Source organism: Apilactobacillus timberlakei, from assembly GCF_002993965.1.
GTDB lineage: Bacteria > Bacillota > Bacilli > Lactobacillales > Lactobacillaceae > Apilactobacillus > Apilactobacillus timberlakei.
In genome coordinates this window covers 13,945-32,800 of record NZ_POST01000001.1, presented here as the reverse complement: position 1 = coordinate 32,800, position 18,856 = coordinate 13,945, and the positions used below count along the sequence as shown (strand labels likewise).

Here is an 18,856-nt window from a genome sequence, read left to right as displayed (position 1 = left end):
AATTTTCTTCAAGCTTTTTTATTTAACCATTATTTTTTAAATGTCTTTGTTGTAAATAATAAACTGGAATTCCTAATACAGTTAGTAATATACCAATTAATGCTAAACCAGTTTGAGATATTATGGTTTCAAATAATATGAAGATTCCACCGACTAGTGCAATGATTGGGATGATTGGGTACCAAGGAACTTTATATGGCCTAATCATCTCTGGCTCTTTTCGACGTAATCTAAATACAGCGATGAATAATAGACAGTTAAATATCCACATAACAAATACCAACATATCAGTTAGTAAATCGAAACTACCTGCAAATATCATTAAAATAGCAATAAATAGTTGGAAAAGTCCAGCTACATATGGAACTAATGTTTTTTTGGTTAACTTTGTAAATGCATTACTAAAAGGTAATGATTTGCTTTTACCCATTGCATATGGGATCCTCATACCACTTAAAGTATATCCATTTAAGGATCCATAAACAGATACTAAAATCCCAATAGTAACTAATTTTCCTCCTAAATCACCAAATAATTTAATGGCTGCTTCTGATGCAGTGTTTTGATTACCTGCAATTTGGTCAATTGGCAATGTTTTAAGAAATACCACATTAATTAATGTATAAATAATTGTAATGAAGCTTAGTCCTAATATAATTGCTTTGGGTAAATTCTTTTTAGGATTTTTAATTTCTCCAGCAACATCACAAACGCCAATCCATCCATCATAAGCAAACATAGTAGCTAATAAACCAGTACCAAATGCTGTCCATAAATTATCATGATTAATAGGGGAAATTGGGAATAATGATACATTAACTTCTCCTGGAATAAATAGTCCAATAATAGCAATAATAAAAATAGGAATTAATTTAAAAATTAATGCAATAGTTTGAACGTTTCCACTTACCTTTGATCCAAGTAAATTAATTATAAGTATACTTAGAGCACATCCAATAGCAATTGGATTTAATAGGCCACCATTTAGGTGGAATAAATTAATAATTTGTGTTGAAAAAACAATCGATTCAGCTGCAATATTAGCTGGATAATAAACTAATATTTGTGCCCATCCCATTGAAAAACCAGTTAAGGGTCCGTAAGTATAATCTAAATATTTAATTGCACCACCAGTTTTAGGAATTGCTGCTGCTAATTCTGATACAGTCAAACCAGCACAAATCGTTAATAATCCACCAATAATCCACGCTAATATAGTTAATGTAAAAGAATGAGTGCTTTGTACAACACTGGCTGTTTTGAAGAATACACCACCACCAATAACTGTTCCCATGACTGTGGCAAGTGATGCCATCATCCCAATACCACGTTTTAATTCATTTTCCTGCAATTTTCTTCCTCCAATAACTTTTGATAAAAAAGGTCAGGCATTAATTAGCCTAACCAATTTTAATTATTTATCTTTTGCAATATCATGTTTACGCTGGAATTCAGCGATGTTTTTATATTCGCTTTGTAATTGACGACTTAAACGAATGTATATTGGAACTAATTCGCGATATGCTTCATAATTATCAGGGTTTGGTTTGTGAGCATTAGTTACACCAACAAAATCTTTAACTTTAGCTAAATCATCAATAATTCCTAAACTATACATACCAAGAGTTGCTGCACCTAGGGCAGTTCCTTCAAAACTTTCAGGAATGTTAACGTTTTGTTCAAAAATATCAGCTAACATTTGACGCCATAATTCTGAACGTGCAAAACCACCAGTAGCTTGAATGCTTGTTGGTTTGCCGACAACTTCTTCCAAAGCTAAACTTACAGTATACAAATTATATACGATCCCTTCAAGTGCCGCACGAATCATGTGTGCTCTTGTATGAATTCTAGTCAGTCCAAAGAATGATCCACGAGCATTTGCATCCCAAATAGGAGCTCTTTCACCACCCAAATATGGATGAAAAATTAATCCGTCTGATCCAGCAGGTATTTGAGCTGCAATCTTAGTCAACAAGTCATAAGGATCCATGTGCATTTGTTCAGCAGTGACTTTTTCAGGAGCACATAATTGATCTTTTACCCAACGGAACACAATTCCACCATTGTTAACAGGTCCACCTACAACCCATTTACCAGGTGATAAGTAATAACAAAAGACACGACCTTTAGGATCAATCTTAGGTTTATCAGTGACAACACGTACAGCCCCAGATGTACCAATAGTTACAGCTACAACGCCGGGTTGTATAGCGTCTACACCTAGGTTAGCTAAAGGACCATCAGAAGCACCAATTACAAATGGTACATTTTCATCAATTCCCATAACTTTAGCATATGCTTTATTCATACCCCTTAATTGATAGGTTGTATCTACTAGTTCTGGTAATTGGTCACGAGAAACGCCAGTTAGTTTTAGCGCTTCTTCATCCCAATCCATATTAAATATATTAAACATACCAGTTGCATTAGCGATTGAATAATCTTCTTTTAATTCGCCAAACAATTTATATAAAATATATTCTTTTATGCCGACAAACCATCTGGTTTTGTCATATAAGTCTTTTTTGTTATCTTTTAACCACATAATTTTGGTTAAAGGAGTCATTGGGTGAACTGGGGTACCAGTTCTTTCATATAATTCTTTAGCTTTACCAGATGCTTTTAATTGATCTGCATAATCAACGGAACGATTATCAGCCCAAGTAATAGCACGTGTAAGTGGTTTATGATTTTTATCTAATAGTATTAAACTATGCATAGCACATGAAAAGGAAACACCTTTTAATGTACCGTTTTTTAAATCAGCTTTTCTTAGTACTGAAGTAATTCCAGAAGCCATCGCAGAAAAAATTTCTTCTGGGTCTTCTTCAGCCATATCTGGGGTATCTTGATATAAAGGATAGCCATTATTTGCATATCCTTCTACTTGTCCATTAGTATTATATAAAAGTGTCTTAACACTAGTGGTACCAATATCTACACCAATGATGTAGTTCATTTTCTAAACTTCCTTTCAATATTAACAGAATAGAATCGTTTATTTACTAACTAATATAAATTAAATTTAACATTTATAAAGTGAAGTTTTAAATAAAAGTCATTATTAAGTTATTGTTTACCGCTTTCATTATATTGAAAAAAACAGCTCCATTCAAGCTATTTATCTAGTTTTATAAGAAAATATGTAGTAATCTTGTTTATAAAGTAAGGTGATTATCGATTAAAAGTAGAGTTGATTTATATAGCAGTAAAAATAAACCTAAAAATTATAAATTATATATTGTCATTATTTCAGTACTTCTTGTTTTTCTCATTATATATTTTGGAATTAAACAATATAATAGTTATTTAATTAATAAGTATAGTGTTCGCGGAGTTTTGGTTAGTCAATCAGATGGATACATTGATTTTGTTTCTTTAGCTAATAATGATCAAAAATTTGTTTATATTAAGGCTAGTCAAGGATCGACTTATACTGATAATAATTTTTCAAATAATTTTAATCGAAGCCAAGGTTCTGGGATGCAAATAGGTGTTTATCATGTTTTTAGTACCCAAAGTAAAATTAAAAGTCAATTATCGAATTTCACTAGGGCAGTAGGACCTAATTATGGTTCTATTCCACCGATGGTATTTGTGAATTCTACCCTTAATAATTTACAAAAGGATCAATTATCTAAATTCGTTTATATGATACATCGTTACTACAATACAAACTTAGTTATTAACTGTAATAATGATATATTTAATTATTTGCATAAAAAGAATCCATATACTAGCTTATTAAGTAATAATCTAAATAATTCAAAAGCTACTTTTGTTTCAATTTATGATCATTCTATAAACCTTGATGGCTCTAATATATCATTGAATCAATTAGCTTTTAATGGTAAAAATACAGATTGGGAACGTTATCTATTAAAAAGTCGCAATCGTTAAAATTTTTATGAAATAATTTATTGTTTTTGATAAAATTAAGTATTAATAAGAAAATATAGGTGAAATAAATGTTAGAAAAATTCGAAAGATATTTTAAAAAGTTGGGATATGACAAACCTACTTTAATTCAGTCAAAAGTTTATCCACTAATTGAACAAAATAAAAGTGTTTTGGGATTATCGCCAACTGGTTCAGGAAAAACGGTTGCATTTTTAATGCCCAGTTTATTAAATTTAAATTTAGGTGAGGGTAGTCAATTAATGATTATTGAACCGTCTCAAGAACTTGCAATTCAAACTGCACGTGTTGCTAGAAATTGGGCTAATTTGTTAGGATTAAAAGTTTTAGCTTTGACGGGTGGAGCTAATATAAAGCGCCAAACTGAACGTTTAAAAAAGCATCCTGAAGTGATTGTTGGGACAGCTGGTAGATTAAACAATTTAATTGATGACAAAAAATTAAAAACACACTTATTTAAAACAGTTATTATTGATGAAGCTGATGATTTGTTACAAGGTGAAACTTTAACGACCGTTCGTGAAATTGTTGATAATATGATGTCTGATTTACAGTTAGAATTTTTCTCGGCAACTGAAACAGAAATTTTAGAGGAATTGGATCATTGGTTTGGCAATCGTAACATTCAAAAAATTGATGTTAGAAATGAAGATGAAACTCAAGGTGTTGTTAAGCATGGATTAATGCAAGTTTTAAGAAAAAATCGCAATAAGATGCTTGCCAGATTACAACATGTACCTAATTTCAAAGCTTTAGTCTTTTTTAATCAAACTGTTGATTTAAATAAAACATATAGTTACTTTGTGCACAATCATTATACTGGAGTAGCAAAATTAACCAGTGATCAAAATCAAAATAAGCGTGAAAAAGCCATGAATGATTTTAGGTTAGGTCGAGTAAAACTATTGTTTACTACTGATGTAGCTGCACGTGGCTTGGATATTCCTAAATTACCGGCTGTTGTTAATTATGATTTACCCAATCAAGAAAATGAATATATCCATCGTGTTGGTCGTACTGGTCGTATGGGCGAAAATGGTTTAGTGATTAATTTCGGTGATGATCATGATTTAAGAGATTTGAAAAACTTACTTAAAAGTTATCAATATGATTTAAAGCCAATTTACTTCTTGAAAAATAAATTAGTCGATAAAATTCCTGAATCAGTAATTAAAGCTGAAAAAATGAAGAAACTTGCTGAGAAAAATCAGCAAAAGCAGGAAGTTAATGTTCCAAATAATTCCAATAAAAAAGCTAATGCCATTAAATCATCATCTAAGAAATCAAATTCAGCTACTTTAAAAAACAAAAGAAAGAAGAAAAATAAGCATACAAAAAATAAAGGTATGCGTAAAAGATGGCGTAATTTAGATAATAAAAATTCTAAGTAGTGTCTTTACTTTGTGTTTATTAAATGCGACAATTGTAACTGTTGCAAATGGCCTCATAGCACAACTGGATAGGGCGACCGCCTCCTAAGCGGCTGATCTCGGTTCAAGTCCGAGTGAGGTCATTTTAAACTTAACTTTTAGAGCTGTTCATTATTAAATGAGCAGCTCTTTTTTTATTGTAAATAAATTTACAATAATTTTACATAAAAACCATATTATATTTACAAAGCCTTGCTATACTTTATTTGTAATTTAGATTAATTCCTATGGGAGGCTTCATTATGTTAAATGCTAAAAAGTTTATATCCATTATTTCTATTATGATTATATCTGGTCTTGCTTTAACAGCCTGCGGTAGTAATAGTTCCAAGTCAAAAATAACTGCAGTAGGTTCTACAGCTTTACAACCCTTAGTTGAAGAAGCTGCTAATGAATATCAACAAAATACTGATAATGTATCAATAAATGTTCAAGGTGGTGGCTCAGGAACCGGTTTAAGCCAGCTACAATCTAAAGCAGTAACAATCGGTAATTCTGATGTATTTGCTGATAATCAAAACGGAATTGATGCAAAAAAGATGATTGATCATAAGGTAGCTGTTGTTGGAATGGCCCCAGTTGTTAATAAAGCTGTTGGAGTGAAAAATTTATCTATGAAACAACTAAGCGATATTTTCACGGGTAAAGTAACCAATTGGAAACAAGTTGGTGGAAAAAATCAACAAATTGAAGTAATTAATAGGGTTAAAGGAAGCGGCACTAGAAAAACATTTGAAGCCGATGTTTTAAAAGGAAAAGATGCAATTAAATCACAAGAACAAGACTCCAATGGAACTGTAAAAAAGATTGTTTCAAGTACTCCTGGATCAATTAGCTATTTAGCATTTTCATTTATTGATGATAATACTCTTCAACCAATTTCAATTGATAATGTAAAGCCAAATGATAAAAATGTTGAAGACAATTCGTGGAAAATCTGGTCATATGAACATATGTACACTAATAAAAATATTGATAAATCAACAAAAACATTTATAGATTATATAAACTCAAAAGAGGTTCAAAATAATTTAGTTAAGAAATTAGGTTATATTAGCATTCATAATATGAAAGTAACTAAAGATGCTAATAACCAAATAGTTAAATGAATTTTAAATGAAAATGTTGGAGAAATTTAATCTTTCATTTTCGTTTATGGAGGATAAAACATGGAAATAAAGAAAAAACTATTAAGGTCATCCAAAGAGACTAGACAAGACAAATTAGGTAAGGGTATTAGTTATCTTAGTATTGGATTTATTATTTTATTAGTCTCTTTAATCCTATATTTTATTATTTCAAAGGGTTTATCTACCTTTACACAAAATAATGTTAATATTTGGGATTTTTTAACCAAACAAGATTGGTCACCTTCATCGATTGGTAAAGATGGCAAACCTGAAGTTGGGGCCTTGCCCATGATAATTACTTCATTTGGAATAACCATTTTATCAGCAATTTTAGCGACACCATTTGCTATAGCGATTGGAATATATATGTCAGTGATTTCTCCTAAAAGAGGTCGCAAATTTTTACAAATAATTATTGAAATGCTAGTAGGAATTCCATCAGTAGTTTATGGATTTTTGGGATTAACTATCATTGTACCAATTAATCGTCATTTATTTGGTGGGACTGGTTTTGGAATTTTATCAGCTACATTAGTATTATTCGTTATGGTATTACCTACGATTGCATCTTTAACTGTTGATAGCTTAAATGCAGTTCCTAAATATTTATCAGATGCTTCTTTGGCATTAGGTGCAACTCGTTGGCAAACAATTTATAAAGTTATATTAAGAGCGGCAACTTCTGGAATCTTAACAGCAATCATATTTGGTATGGCGAGAGCATTTGGAGAAGCATTAGCTGTTCAAATGGTTATTGGTAATGCTACTTTAATGCCTAAAAATTTGATTACACCAGCATCTACTTTAACTAGTCAATTAACGACAGGGATTGGTAATACTGTTATGGGCACTCTAGGAAACAATGCTCTTTGGTCATTAGCATTAGTATTATTGTTAATGTCATTAGTTTTCAATATTATTGTAAAGATGATCGGAAAGAGAGGTAGTATTAAGTAATGAATCCAAAAACAACAAATAAAATTGCGATTGGATTGATTTATACATTCGTAGCAATCGTAGTTGCAATTTTAGTATCATTGATTGGTTATATTTTAGTAACAGGTGTACCTCATATTTCATGGCATTTTTTAACTTCTAAATCACAATCATTTTTATCCGGTGGTGGAATTAGAGACCAATTATTCAATTCTGTTTATTTGTTATTTTTAACATTGTGTCTTTCTTTTCCTATAGCATTGGGCTCGGGAATATATTTAGCTGAATATGCACCCAAAAATTGGATAACAGAAGTTATTAGAACCACAATTGAAGTTTTAAGTTCGCTACCTTCGGTTGTAGTTGGACTATTTTGTTATCTATTATTTGTAGTTCAAATGCACATTGGATTTTCTATTTTGTCAGGTGCAATTGCTTTAACGTTTTTTAATCTACCTTTATTGACTAGAAACATTGAAAATTCATTAAAATCTGTATCACACTTACAAAGAGAAGCTGGTTTGTCATTAGGCTTGTCACAGTGGAAAACAATTACAGGTATCATTCTACCAGCAGCTGTTCCTGGAATTATTACGGGCATTATTTTAAGTGCTGGAAGAGTTTTCGGAGAAGCAGCTGCTTTAATTTATACTGCTGGTCAAAGTGCTCCAATCATTGATTATACTAATTGGAATGTTTTCTCTTCTTCAAGTTTTTTAAATCCAATGAGACCGGCTGAAACATTAGCTGTTCATATTTGGAAGGTTAATTCTGAAGGAATAACTCCAGATGCCAATTTAGTTTCTAGTGGATCATCAGCAGTTTTAATTATTTTAATATTGTTATTTAATTTATTAGCACATTGGATAGGCAATCTTTTATACAAAAAAATGACTTCTAATTTTTAAATGAGGGTTAATAATGAAAAAATATAATTTAGATGAAAATTTAATTGCTAAGTTTGATAATGAAAAAGCAATTGTTACTAATAGTGTTGATGTTTTTTATGGTAATCATCAATCTATCTTTAATGTTAATTTAGATTTTCCTAGATTTAGTATCACAGCATTAATTGGATCTTCTGGTTCGGGTAAATCAACCTTTTTAAGATGCCTTAATCGAATGAATGATTCTATTGCAAACGTTGACGGTAATATTATGTATCGTGATGTTGATATTAACAGTAAAAAAGTTAATGTTTATGAGGTTAGAAAACAAATCGGAATGGTTTTTCAAAGACCTAATCCTTTTGCAAAAACTATTCGTGATAATGTTACATTTGCACTTAAAAAACATGGTATTAAAGATAAAGAAGAATTAAACGAAAGGGTTGAAAGTAGTTTAAAAGAAGCTGCATTGTGGGACGAGGTTAAAGACAATTTAGATAAAAGTGCACTTTCTTTATCTGGGGGACAAGCACAAAGATTATGTATAGCAAGGACGATTACCATGAAACCTGATATATTATTATTAGATGAACCTGCTAGTGCTTTAGATCCAATTTCAACTGCTAAAATTGAAGAGACTTTAAAAAATTTAAAATCTAAGTATACAATCATTATAGTTACTCATAATATGCAACAAGCTTCTCGAGTAAGTGATTATACTGCTTTTTTTCATTCAGGACATGTATTAGAGTTCGATAAAACTGCTAAGATCTTTACTACGCCTAAAATTCAGGCAACTGAAGACTATATTTCTGGAGATTTTGGATAAGGTGATAATATGACTGGTATTTTGCAAACTAAAAATGTACATTTATACTATGGTAAAAATGAAGCTTTACATGGATTTGATTTAAATTTCAATGAAAATGAAATCACTACTTTAATTGGTCCTTCTGGGTGTGGTAAATCTACATTTCTGAGATGCTTAAATCGTATGAATGATTTGCGACCTAATGTAACTATTAATGGCAGTTTTAAATTTGAAGGAAAAGATATTTATTCACCATCAATAGATTTAACAGAACTTCGTAAAACTATTGGCATGGTATTTCAGCAACCAAATCCGTTTCCATTTTCTGTTTATGATAATGTGGCATATGGATTAAAACTTGCTGGGATGAAGAATAAACATAAAATTGATAAAATTGTAGAAGAAAGTTTAAAGGAAGCCGCAGTATGGGATGAAGTAAAAGATAGCATCAATAAAAGTGCTTTGTCTTTTTCAGGCGGGCAGCAACAAAGAATTTGTATTGCTCGTGTATTAGCGGTTAAACCTAAAATTATTTTAATGGACGAACCCACAAGTGCTCTTGATCCGATATCTAGTTCTAAAATTGAAGATACATTGGTTAGACTTAAAAAAGATTTTACAATCATTATGGTTACTCATAATATGCAACAAGCTTCTCGTATTTCTGATAAAACAGCATTCTTATTGAATGGAGATTTGATTGAGTATGATTCCACTCAAAAGATGTTTGTAAATCCCTCAAACAAAAAAACAAGTGACTACTTAAACGGTGAATTTGGTTAGGAGGATCATTATGAATGATTCATTTTTAAAAGAACTAAAAAAATTGCAACGTACCTATATGAAAATGGGAATCACAGTTAGTGATCAAATATATCAATCAATTAAATCTTTTATAGACAATGATAAAAAATTAGCTAGGAAGATTGTTGAAAAAGATACTAAGGTTAATGATGAAGAGGTTGACTTAGAAAAAGAGTCATTGAATTTGATTGCTTTAAAACAACCAGTTGCCAATAATTTTAGAGCTGTTATTTCTTTACTAAAGGCTAGTTCTGATTTAGAAAGAATTGGTGATCATGCTTCTACAATTGCTAGAGAAACGTTAAGATTAAAGACTGAAAATAGAATGCATGATGTTAATGATGCAATTTCTCAAATGTCTTTAAAGATTAGAGGCATGTTGGAATCATCATTAGATGCTTATGTTCATGAAGATGAACAAGCTGCCCGTTTAATCGCAGAAGAAGATTTATTAATTGATAAAAAATTTGTTTTAGCTAAAAATATAATTATTGTAGATATTGAAAAAGATAATAATAAAATTGAATTAGTTAGCAGCTATTTGATGGTTGTTAGGTTGCTTGAAAGAATAGGAGATCACATCGTAAACCTATCAGAATGGATTGTTTATAATTCAACTGGTAAGATAGTTGAGCTTAATCCTGGTAAAATAGAACCAGATCTTATTGCGGAAGAAATCAAAAAAGATATTAAATAAACGGGAAGTGAAACATCAATATGAATAGTATTTTACTAATTACTAATAATCTAAAATTGTCATCTAAAATCAGTCATTCAGCTGCAGATAAGGATTTATTTATTAATAATCTAAGTAATCCCGATATTGATGATTTGGATTTATTCTTAAAAAAGGATAAAGATGCTGCCATTATTTATGATTTATCAGTTAAAGATGATTTTAAAACAAATTTAGAATTTATTAGTAAGATTAGGAATAACTTTTCTAATCCCGTTATTATTATTTCTGCTAATTACATTGAAGCAGATGAACAAAAACTTTTTGACTTAAAAATTGACGATTATATTGCTAACATTTTGAACGAAAATAGAATTTTATTAAGAACTATTAACCTAATTGAATTATATAAAAGATTAATTTCAGAAAATTTTAATAATTTAAAAAAATATGTTTATAAAGATTTTGAAATAAGTTTAAAACACTTTCAGGTTAAATATCTTGGAGAAAAAATGGATTTAACACCTAAAGAATTTAACATTTTTTATTATATGGTTCGTCATCATGATCAAGTTTTAAGTCGTGAACAAATTTTTAGAGGTGTTTGGCGAGAAGATGGGAACGATACAGATCTATTTATATCTTCAAGGATCGTTGATATGCATGTTAGTCATTTAAGAGATAAGTTAAAGGCATTACCTGGAAATAATGTTTTTATTAAAACGGTTAGAGGATTTGGATATATTTTAAATTAGAAAAGAAAAAAGGGCGCCTTTATGGGCGTCCTTTTAAACTATCTTTTATAAGAATGCGGTGGCAGTAGCTGCAACAACAATTAATATTAAACCTAATAATGTAACGACTAGTTCTTTTCTTGTTTTACTTTCATGTAAGAAGTAAACACCAGTTAATGTGGCTAATACCACTGATGTTTGTGAAAGTACAAATCCAGTAGCTAGACCATTCATATCAGGTTGTGCAGAAATTAAGTAAGTTAATGCAGCGAAAGCAAAGAAGAATCCAGAAATAATTTGTAAATATGATTCTTTTTGTTTAAATACATTATCTTTTTTAATATTAATTAGGCAGTAAATAACAGCCGTTATAAACATTCCAAGAGCTTGTGGTAAAAATGCTTCTTTACCATTTATTTGAGCAGCTTGTGGTGCAGCAGAGTATAACCAATAACCAATAACACCAATTAATAATAATACAACTGCGTTTCTTAAGTCTTTTGATCCTTGTTTATCTGGATGTTCTTGCCAAGCAGTCATAGTAGCACCAATAATAATTACTATTAAAGCGATAAATCCAATAATTCTGCTAGTTGTTCCAGCCCAATCGCCTAGTGCAAAAACTCCCCACAATGCAGTAGCAATCAATTGCAAAGCAGTAGTAATTGGCATTACACGAGATGAGCCGATTAATTTGAATGACTTAAAAGACATAATTTGTCCAAAAGACCATCCAGCACCAGAAATTAGTGATAAAACAAATTTAGATCCCATTGGAATAGAATTACCAGAAATTAATAAATAAACAAAAGCAAAAATAAGAGTACCAAATGTGGCACCAACAATTTGATTTGTAGGCTTACCACCAAATTTGGCAGATACAGTAGGGAATAATCCCCATCCTAAAACTGGTCCTAGACCAACTAATAAAGCAATAGCGCTCAAAATTCTTCCTCCTCCATTTAAAGATATTTAAAAATAATATCATAAATTAAAATGATTATATATAGAATTTAATTAAAATATTATTCGCACAATGATAATGCCTCTCATAACAATATAACACATAATAAATTTAAATTGTAAATAAAGCAATGAAATCGGTTTCATTATTTTGAATTATATGCTAATATTAAAATTGTTAAATGTTATAAAGCGCTTTCATATAAAATAAAAAAGATGAGGTAAATAAAATGCCATTTGTAGTGTTAATATTAGGAATATTATTATTGTTATTTTTAATCATAAAATTAAAATTAAATACTTTTATCTCTTTAATAGTTACATCAGTTTTAGTTGCACTTGGATTAGGAATGAATCCCGCAAGTATTGCAACTTCCATAAAAAATGGAATTGGGGGATCACTTGGCGAATTAGTTATTGTATTTGGTTTTGGTGCTATGATTGGGCGACTAGTTTCGGATGCTGGTGGGTCATACCGCATTGCAAGGACTTTAATAAGTTGGTTTGGTAAAAGAAAGCTTCAATTTGCAATTGTAGTTGCTTCATTTATCATTGGAATGTCCTTATTTTTTGAAGTTGGATTGGTATTATTAACACCAATTGTATTTGCGGTAGCTTTAGAAGCAGATGTACCATTTGTTTATTTGGGAATTCCAATGGCTGCTGCTTTATCAGCTACGCAAGGCTTTCTACCACCACAACCAGCGCCAACTGCAGTAGCATCAGCATTAGGAGCTAATATTGGTCAAATGCTATTATTAGGTGTTATTGTTGCTATTCCTGGTGTTATTGTTGCTGGTCCTATTTTCACAAAATTAGCTAAAAAATTTGCTCCTGAAACGTTTGTTGTAAAGAAATCTTTACCAGCCTTTGGTGAAATTAAAGAATATGATTTAAAAGATACACCTAGCTTTGGAATTGCAGCATTTACTTCTCTATTACCAGTTATCTTAATGGCAATAGCAACTATTTATGACATGGTATTTAATGGTGGAAAGGCACAACCTAATCCTCACGGAATTGATGCTTTTATTACGATGATTGGAAATCCAGTGATTGCAATGATAATTACTTTGTTATTTGCTATTTGGTCAATGGGCTTTCATCGTGGTAAAAAAATGKAAGATATTACTAATACGGTAACTGAAGCTATTAAATCTATTGCAATGTTATTAATGGTTATTGGTGGTGGCTCTGCTTTTAAACAAATTTTAATTGATGGTGGGGTAGGTAAAGCGGTTCAAGATATGATGTCCCACGCTAGTTTATCTCCAATTATTTTGGGGTGGTTAATTGCAGTTATATTACGTGTTTCCTTGGGATCAGCTACAGTTGCAGGAATGACTGCTGCTGGATTAGTAACCCCATTAATGCATTCTCTAAGTGTAAATCCTGTGTTAATGGCACTTGCCATTGGTGCCGGTTCACTAGCAGCATCTCATGTTAATGATGCTGGATTTTGGATGTTTAAAGAATACTTTGATTTAGATGTAAAACAAACTTTAAAGATATGGACAACTTTAGAAACCCTAATTTCTTTAATTGGATTATTGATGGTATTAATTTTAAGTATATTTGTTCATTAATATTATAAAAATAAAGCTACCAATCATTTTAAATGACTGGTAGCTTTATTTATTTATTATGATTTATAAAAACAACAAATTTAGACCAAAAGTAATTAAAAATAATAACAATTATTTGGGCTAATATTTTAACTACATTGAAGCTTCCGTGCATTAATGTTTGTCCAATCCAAATAATGATTTCTTCCATTATCCATGATGCCAATCTTCCAAAAGTAAAAGATCTCATCTCAACAATAATTTCATTAATATTTTTAGCGCTTGAATGAAATACCCACTTACGATTAGTAAAAAATGCAAACAATACACTTATTAACCATGCAATTGCAGTATTCCAAAAGGTATTGATATTAGTATGCTGATTTAAAAAGAATGCTACTAATAAATCAACAACGGTTGTTAGGACACCCCAAAAAAGATATGAGATAACTTCTTTATTTTTTTTATATAATTCAACTAAATTATTCAATTTACTTCTTCTCTTTTACAATATATTTTGGACGATGTTTAGTTTCTAGGTAAATTTTACCAATATAGTTACCCACAATTCCTAAACAGAACAATTGAATTCCATTAATTAATAAAATAATTGACACTAAAGAAGGCCATCCAGCAACAGATCCACCAAATATGATTGCTCTAAATATAACTAAAATCAATCCTAAAATTGATAAGAAAAATGATGTTCCACCAACCCAAGTAGCAATTTTTAAGGGAACGTCTGAGAAATCTACGATACCTTCCAAAGAGTATTCTAATAGCTGATACAAAGACCAATGTGAGGTTCCAGCTGCTCTTTCAACACCATCGTATTCAATATATTTAGTTTTAAAGCCAACCCAACTAAAGATACCCTTAGTAAATCGATTGTATTCTTTTAGTTTTAATACATTATCAACATATTGTCTAGTCATTAAACGATAATCACGCACATTCTGTTTTATTTCTACGTCTGACATCTTATTAATGACTTTATAAAACATTGATGAAAGAAACGCTCTTATAGGATTTTGTTTTCTTGTTTTTTGAACACAACCAACAACATCATAATCATCGTTTTTTATGTACTTAATCATTTTAGGAAGAAGTGCAGGTGGATCTTGCAAATCAACGTCCATCACAGCAACATAATCACCACTAACATTGTCTAAACCAGCAGCCATTGCAGATTCTTTACCAAAGTTTCTAGAAAAAGATACATAATGTACATTTTCATCTTTTTCATTTAATTTTTTAATAAGATTCAATGTATTATCAGATGATCCATCATTAATAAACCAATATTCATGATTATAATTTAAAGTATTTTTATGCATTTCATTAAAAACACGTTCTACTTCTTCATAAAATAATTCAATTGAAGGTTCCTCATTATAACAAGGAACAATTAAACCAATAGTTTCCACTTTATAAACCTCCATAACAATTTAATTTTATTTTACCATAATGAATAATATTTTCATGTTTGTATACAAAAAATAATATATTTATAAAATTTTGTATATAAGCATAAAATCGTCATTTTAAAATTATTTTGTTATAATTAAATTAATGAATACAAGTTTCTCGGGGGATTTAAATTGAAAAAACCAATTAAAGTAATGACTGTTTTTGGTACACGTCCTGAAGCTATTAAAATGGCACCAATCATTTTAAAGATGAAGGAAGAAAAAGAAAATTTTACACCAATTACCGTTTTAACCGGTCAACATAAAGAAATGTTGGATCAAGTGATGGATATTTTTCACATTGTACCTGATTATAATTTACATGTGATGAAAGAAGAGCAAACCTTAAGTTCAATTACCACTTCAGTAATAAATAAGTTAGATAATATCATTAATAAAACTAATCCAGATGTTATTTTAGTTCATGGTGATACTACAACTACCTTTGCAGCTTCAGTAAGCGCTTTTTATCATAAAATACCACTGGGGCACGTTGAAGCAGGGTTAAGAACGTGGGATAAATATTCTCCATATCCTGAGGAAATGAATCGTCAAATGACGGATACATTGTCAGATATTTATTTTGCGCCTACTGAATTAAGTAGAAGTAACTTATTAAAACAAAACTTTAATGGCAATAGAATTTATATCACTGGCAATACAGCGATTGATGCGTTAAAACAAACAGTTGATCAGAATTATCATCATGATGTTTTAGATGATATTGATAACAATCATCGTATTATTTTGTTAACAATGCATCGTCGAGAAAATCAGGGGGAACCCATGCATCGTGCATTTACTGCAATTAAAGAAGAGGTCATTAAACACCCAGATATTGAGGTAGTATACCCAGTTCATCTTAGTCCGGTAGTACAAAAAATGGCTCATGAAGTTTTCGATGGTTGTTCAAGAATTCATCTTGTTGATCCTTTAGATGTAGTTGATTTTCATAATATGTCTGCTAGAAGTTATTTTATAATGACAGATTCTGGTGGGGTGCAAGAAGAAGCACCTTCTCTAGGGAAACCGGTACTAGTTTTAAGAGAGCATACTGAAAGGCCTGAAGGGGTCAAAGCGGGAACCCTTAAATTGATTGGTACTAGTTCAACAAAAATTAAAGAAAGCATGGAACAACTACTAGATGATGAAGATGTTTATAGAAAAATGTCTCATGCTAAAAATCCATATGGTGATGGTAAAGCCTCAGATCGTATTTTAAAAGCACTAGACACTTTTATTAACGAAGAATCAGGTGTTGAAAGTAATGGAAATTAATAGTTATAAAAATTATTTAAAGCGGTTAATATCAATTGTGATGAATCGATATAAGAAATCAAATGCTGGAGATTCTGCTATTGTCATTGCCTTTTATGCTTTGTTATCATTATTTCCAATTACAATTATTGCTGGTAATTTATTGAAACTGTTTAATATTAATCAATATGAAATAGTTGACTATTTAGCACCACTTTTACCAGAAACTATTTTGCATACAATAACACCGATTATTTCGTCAGCTTTAAATGGAGCTAGTGGTAATAATCTATCAATTGGATTAATTTTGACTATTTGGTCTGCTAGTCGGGCATTAGCTGCATTTCAAAGAACCGTAAATCGTGCTTATGGTATTTATGAAACTAGTGGTTTTATGAACAGAATTGTTTCGTTTATTTGGATGTTATTGTTAATTGTTTCTTTAGGTATATTTTTAATATTCTTTGGATTTGGTAAAGTTATTATTACATATTCAGCTAACTTTATTGGCTTGTCGCGTGTTATAACTAATCTGTTTATAATACTAAGAATGCCATTAACCATATTAGGAATATTTTTGTTAATACTAATTCTTTATTATTTTGTACCAAGTGTTAATACTAAATGGCGTTATGTATGGTTAGGATCAACAGTTGTAACAATTGGAATGATTGTTCTTTCCAAAGGTTTTTCAATCTATTTGCATTATTTTGCTAAAAGTATGGATGCTTATAAAACTTTGGGTGCTTTTGTAATCTTAATGTTATGGCTTTATATGATAGGCAATATTTTAATAATCGGTGCTGTTATTAATGCTTCGTTTCAAAATAGTTTTAATGATAAAATTAAAAATCAGGGTTTTAAATTAAAGTCTTTAATTCAAAGGAAAAAATAAATAAAAAATCGTTGATTAATAGTCAACGATTATTTTTTAAGATTATTATATTTATCTACTAACTCTTTAGACATTTTATCAAGAGTTTTAATATCATTTTCATCAGGCTCTAAGTTAATTTTGACGCCTTTTGATCCTTGAATAGCATTTGCCTTTTTGAATTGATCAATGAACTTATCAACGGATGTATTGTACGAATCTTCATAGAAATCATCCCCTGATCCAGCAACACCAAAGACTTTATTTGAAAGATCCATATCTGCTAAATCATCAAAGAAATCTAGGCCTTCTTCAGGAAGGTGACCTTCATCATAAGTATAAGCACAAACTACACAAATATCAGCATTTAATAATTCTTCTGTGTCAGTTTGTGAAATTTCGGTTTCCTTGACTTCAGCACCTAAATCTTCTAAGCCTTCAGTAACAATGTCTGCCAAATCTTCATTATTACCAGTTATGGTTGCAAATACAACATGTGCTTTCAATATTTTAATCGATCCCTTCTAAATATTAATCAAATATTTTAAACATTCATATAATAATTATACTAGGAAAGTGAAAAACTATGAACCCAAAGATAACTAAAATTTCTTCACAAAAACGTAAAGGTCGTTTCAATGTATATATCGATGATCATTATGCTTTTCCAATTAGTGAAAATGTAATGATTAAGTATCGAGTATTTAAAGGTATGGAGGTAGATGAGAAACTTAAGCATGAGTTAATTAATGCTGATAATATTTCTAAATTATATAGTAAAGCTATCGACTTCTTGTCTCATCAATTAAGAACTGAGAATGAAGTTGTAAAAAAGCTAAGCAATTTTACCGAAGATGATTCTGAAATTGAAACGGTAATCAATCAATTAAAAGGCCAACATTTAATTAATGATCAAAATTATGCCGATAGTTATGTTAGAACTGAAGTTAAAAAACAAGATAAGGGACCCGCTAATGTATTTTTTAAATTAAAATCTAAGTCAGTTAGTGAAGATAAAATTCAAAATGCAATTGAAAATTTTTATAGTGACGAAGATACAATGGACAACTGTGTTGTCCAAGCTAAAAAGATTTTTAACAAACATAAGCGGGATGCATTTAAAAACAGAATCCAGAAAACTAAAGTTAATTTAATAAAAAAAGGGTATAGTACTGATACCGTAATATCTGCAATTGATTCTTTATCTTTAGAACCTGACGATGAACAACAAGAAAATTTATTGGAAGAACAAGGTGAAAAATTTTGGTTACGCAATAAAAAATACGATAATCAAAAAAGAAGCTTAAAAACTAAGCAATCACTTTACCGCAAAGGTTTTAATATTGACGATATTAATCACTTTATAGATTCTAAGCTTAACAATTTTTAAAATGTTATA

General features: G+C 30.2%; 19 protein-coding genes and 1 tRNA gene. 14 read left to right on the top strand and 6 right to left on the bottom strand.

Annotation, left to right across the window (positions count from 1 at the left end; genetic code table 11):
* Positions 1 to 22: 22 nt before the first annotated feature.
* Both C7N71_RS00160 and gntK read right to left on the bottom strand, forming a co-directional pair.
* A complete protein-coding gene (locus C7N71_RS00160) occupies positions 23 to 1,351 on the bottom strand; it encodes an APC family permease (protein WP_105987203.1) in 1,329 nt (442 codons plus the stop codon).
* Positions 1,352 to 1,414: 63 nt separating this feature from the next.
* The gene (gene gntK / locus C7N71_RS00155) at positions 1,415 to 2,962 is read right to left on the bottom strand and encodes a gluconokinase (RefSeq protein ID WP_105987202.1); all 1,548 of its coding nucleotides are present in this window, start codon (positions 2,960 to 2,962) and stop codon (positions 1,415 to 1,417) included.
* Positions 2,963 to 3,342: 380 nt separating this feature from the next.
* On the opposite strand from gntK, the gene C7N71_RS00150 reads away from it, so the two are divergent.
* From C7N71_RS00150 to C7N71_RS00105, 10 genes are all read left to right on the top strand, one after another.
* On the top strand, positions 3,343 to 3,903 hold the full coding sequence (locus C7N71_RS00150; RefSeq protein WP_157944325.1) for a GH25 family lysozyme: 561 nt from the start codon (positions 3,343 to 3,345) through the stop codon (positions 3,901 to 3,903).
* Between the two features lie 68 nt (positions 3,904 to 3,971).
* A complete protein-coding gene (locus C7N71_RS00145) occupies positions 3,972 to 5,312 on the top strand; it encodes a DEAD/DEAH box helicase (protein WP_105987200.1) in 1,341 nt (446 codons plus the stop codon).
* 49 nt (positions 5,313 to 5,361) lie between these two features.
* Positions 5,362 to 5,434 (top strand) — tRNA-Arg (locus tag C7N71_RS00140).
* A gap of 159 nt (positions 5,435 to 5,593) precedes the next feature.
* Positions 5,594 to 6,460, top strand: coding sequence for a phosphate ABC transporter substrate-binding protein PstS family protein (locus C7N71_RS00135; RefSeq protein WP_105987199.1), 867 nt, complete (start codon positions 5,594 to 5,596; stop codon positions 6,458 to 6,460).
* A 60-nt stretch (positions 6,461 to 6,520) separates the two neighbouring features.
* On the top strand, positions 6,521 to 7,438 hold the full coding sequence (pstC, locus tag C7N71_RS00130; protein WP_105987198.1) for a phosphate ABC transporter permease subunit PstC: 918 nt from the start codon (positions 6,521 to 6,523) through the stop codon (positions 7,436 to 7,438).
* The gene (pstA, locus tag C7N71_RS00125) at positions 7,438 to 8,325 is read left to right on the top strand and encodes a phosphate ABC transporter permease PstA (RefSeq protein WP_105987197.1); all 888 of its coding nucleotides are present in this window, start codon (positions 7,438 to 7,440) and stop codon (positions 8,323 to 8,325) included. The genes pstC and pstA overlap by 1 nt, the downstream gene beginning before the upstream one ends.
* 13 nt (positions 8,326 to 8,338) lie before the next feature.
* On the top strand, positions 8,339 to 9,133 hold the full coding sequence (gene pstB, locus C7N71_RS00120) for a phosphate ABC transporter ATP-binding protein PstB (RefSeq protein WP_105987196.1): 795 nt from the start codon (positions 8,339 to 8,341) through the stop codon (positions 9,131 to 9,133).
* Between the two features lie 9 nt (positions 9,134 to 9,142).
* Entirely contained in the window at positions 9,143 to 9,898 is a 756-nt protein-coding gene (pstB, locus tag C7N71_RS00115; RefSeq protein WP_105987195.1) for a phosphate ABC transporter ATP-binding protein PstB, read from the top strand.
* A gap of 10 nt (positions 9,899 to 9,908) precedes the next feature.
* Positions 9,909 to 10,616, top strand: coding sequence for a phosphate signaling complex protein PhoU (gene phoU, locus C7N71_RS00110; RefSeq protein WP_105987194.1), 708 nt, complete (start codon positions 9,909 to 9,911; stop codon positions 10,614 to 10,616).
* A gap of 20 nt (positions 10,617 to 10,636) precedes the next feature.
* Positions 10,637 to 11,350, top strand: a complete 714-nt coding sequence (locus C7N71_RS00105) for a response regulator transcription factor (protein ID WP_105987193.1) — start codon at positions 10,637 to 10,639, stop codon at positions 11,348 to 11,350.
* Positions 11,351 to 11,395: 45 nt separating this feature from the next.
* Here C7N71_RS00105 and rbsU read toward each other — a convergent pair whose 3' ends face one another.
* Positions 11,396 to 12,274, bottom strand: a complete 879-nt coding sequence (rbsU, locus tag C7N71_RS00100) for a ribose/proton symporter RbsU (RefSeq protein WP_105987192.1) — start codon at positions 12,272 to 12,274, stop codon at positions 11,396 to 11,398.
* A 248-nt stretch (positions 12,275 to 12,522) separates the two neighbouring features.
* Between rbsU and C7N71_RS00095 the strand changes: the two genes are divergently transcribed.
* A complete protein-coding gene (locus tag C7N71_RS00095) occupies positions 12,523 to 13,878 on the top strand; it encodes a gluconate:H+ symporter (RefSeq protein WP_105987191.1) in 1,356 nt (451 codons plus the stop codon).
* Positions 13,879 to 13,927: 49 nt separating this feature from the next.
* Here the strand turns inward: C7N71_RS00095 and C7N71_RS00090 are convergent, their stop codons facing one another.
* Both C7N71_RS00090 and C7N71_RS00085 read right to left on the bottom strand, forming a co-directional pair.
* Entirely contained in the window at positions 13,928 to 14,347 is a 420-nt protein-coding gene (locus C7N71_RS00090) for a GtrA family protein (RefSeq protein WP_105987190.1), read from the bottom strand.
* Position 14,348: 1 nt separating this feature from the next.
* Complete coding sequence (locus C7N71_RS00085; RefSeq protein ID WP_105987189.1) at positions 14,349 to 15,284, bottom strand: glycosyltransferase family 2 protein; 936 nt, start codon at positions 15,282 to 15,284, stop codon at positions 14,349 to 14,351.
* A gap of 195 nt (positions 15,285 to 15,479) precedes the next feature.
* On the opposite strand from C7N71_RS00085, the gene wecB reads away from it, so the two are divergent.
* Together wecB and C7N71_RS00075 are read left to right on the top strand one after the other, a co-directional pair.
* A complete protein-coding gene (wecB, locus tag C7N71_RS00080) occupies positions 15,480 to 16,604 on the top strand; it encodes a non-hydrolyzing UDP-N-acetylglucosamine 2-epimerase (protein ID WP_105987500.1) in 1,125 nt (374 codons plus the stop codon).
* A complete protein-coding gene (locus C7N71_RS00075) occupies positions 16,594 to 17,478 on the top strand; it encodes a YihY/virulence factor BrkB family protein (protein ID WP_105987188.1) in 885 nt (294 codons plus the stop codon). Before wecB ends, C7N71_RS00075 begins: the two co-directional genes overlap by 11 nt.
* A gap of 29 nt (positions 17,479 to 17,507) precedes the next feature.
* Here C7N71_RS00075 and C7N71_RS00070 read toward each other — a convergent pair whose 3' ends face one another.
* Positions 17,508 to 17,966, bottom strand: coding sequence for a flavodoxin (locus C7N71_RS00070; protein WP_105987187.1), 459 nt, complete (start codon positions 17,964 to 17,966; stop codon positions 17,508 to 17,510).
* Between the two features lie 77 nt (positions 17,967 to 18,043).
* Between C7N71_RS00070 and recX the strand changes: the two genes are divergently transcribed.
* Positions 18,044 to 18,847 carry a recombination regulator RecX gene (gene recX / locus C7N71_RS00065; RefSeq protein WP_105987186.1) on the top strand — a complete coding sequence of 268 codons (804 nt, stop codon included), beginning with the start codon at positions 18,044 to 18,046 and terminating at the stop codon, positions 18,845 to 18,847.
* Positions 18,848 to 18,856 lie beyond the last annotated feature (9 nt).

Bases quoted from the DNA above. Each gene is read 5' to 3' on its own strand.
- gntK (WP_105987202.1), bottom strand. From the start codon at position 2,962: ATGAACTACATCATTGGTGTAGATATTGGTACCACTAGTGTTAAGACA.
- C7N71_RS00145 (WP_105987200.1), top strand. From the start codon at position 3,972: ATGTTAGAAAAATTCGAAAGATATTTTAAAAAGTTGGGATATGACAAA.
- C7N71_RS00135 (WP_105987199.1), top strand. From the start codon at position 5,594: ATGTTAAATGCTAAAAAGTTTATATCCATTATTTCTATTATGATTATA.
- pstC (WP_105987198.1), top strand. From the start codon at position 6,521: ATGGAAATAAAGAAAAAACTATTAAGGTCATCCAAAGAGACTAGACAA.
- pstA (WP_105987197.1), top strand. From the start codon at position 7,438: ATGAATCCAAAAACAACAAATAAAATTGCGATTGGATTGATTTATACA.
- pstB (WP_105987196.1), top strand. From the start codon at position 8,339: ATGAAAAAATATAATTTAGATGAAAATTTAATTGCTAAGTTTGATAAT.
- pstB (WP_105987195.1), top strand. From the start codon at position 9,143: ATGACTGGTATTTTGCAAACTAAAAATGTACATTTATACTATGGTAAA.
- phoU (WP_105987194.1), top strand. From the start codon at position 9,909: ATGAATGATTCATTTTTAAAAGAACTAAAAAAATTGCAACGTACCTAT.
- C7N71_RS00105 (WP_105987193.1), top strand. From the start codon at position 10,637: ATGAATAGTATTTTACTAATTACTAATAATCTAAAATTGTCATCTAAA.
- wecB (WP_105987500.1), top strand. From the start codon at position 15,480: ATGACTGTTTTTGGTACACGTCCTGAAGCTATTAAAATGGCACCAATC.
- C7N71_RS00075 (WP_105987188.1), top strand. From the start codon at position 16,594: ATGGAAATTAATAGTTATAAAAATTATTTAAAGCGGTTAATATCAATT.
- recX (WP_105987186.1), top strand. From the start codon at position 18,044: ATGAACCCAAAGATAACTAAAATTTCTTCACAAAAACGTAAAGGTCGT.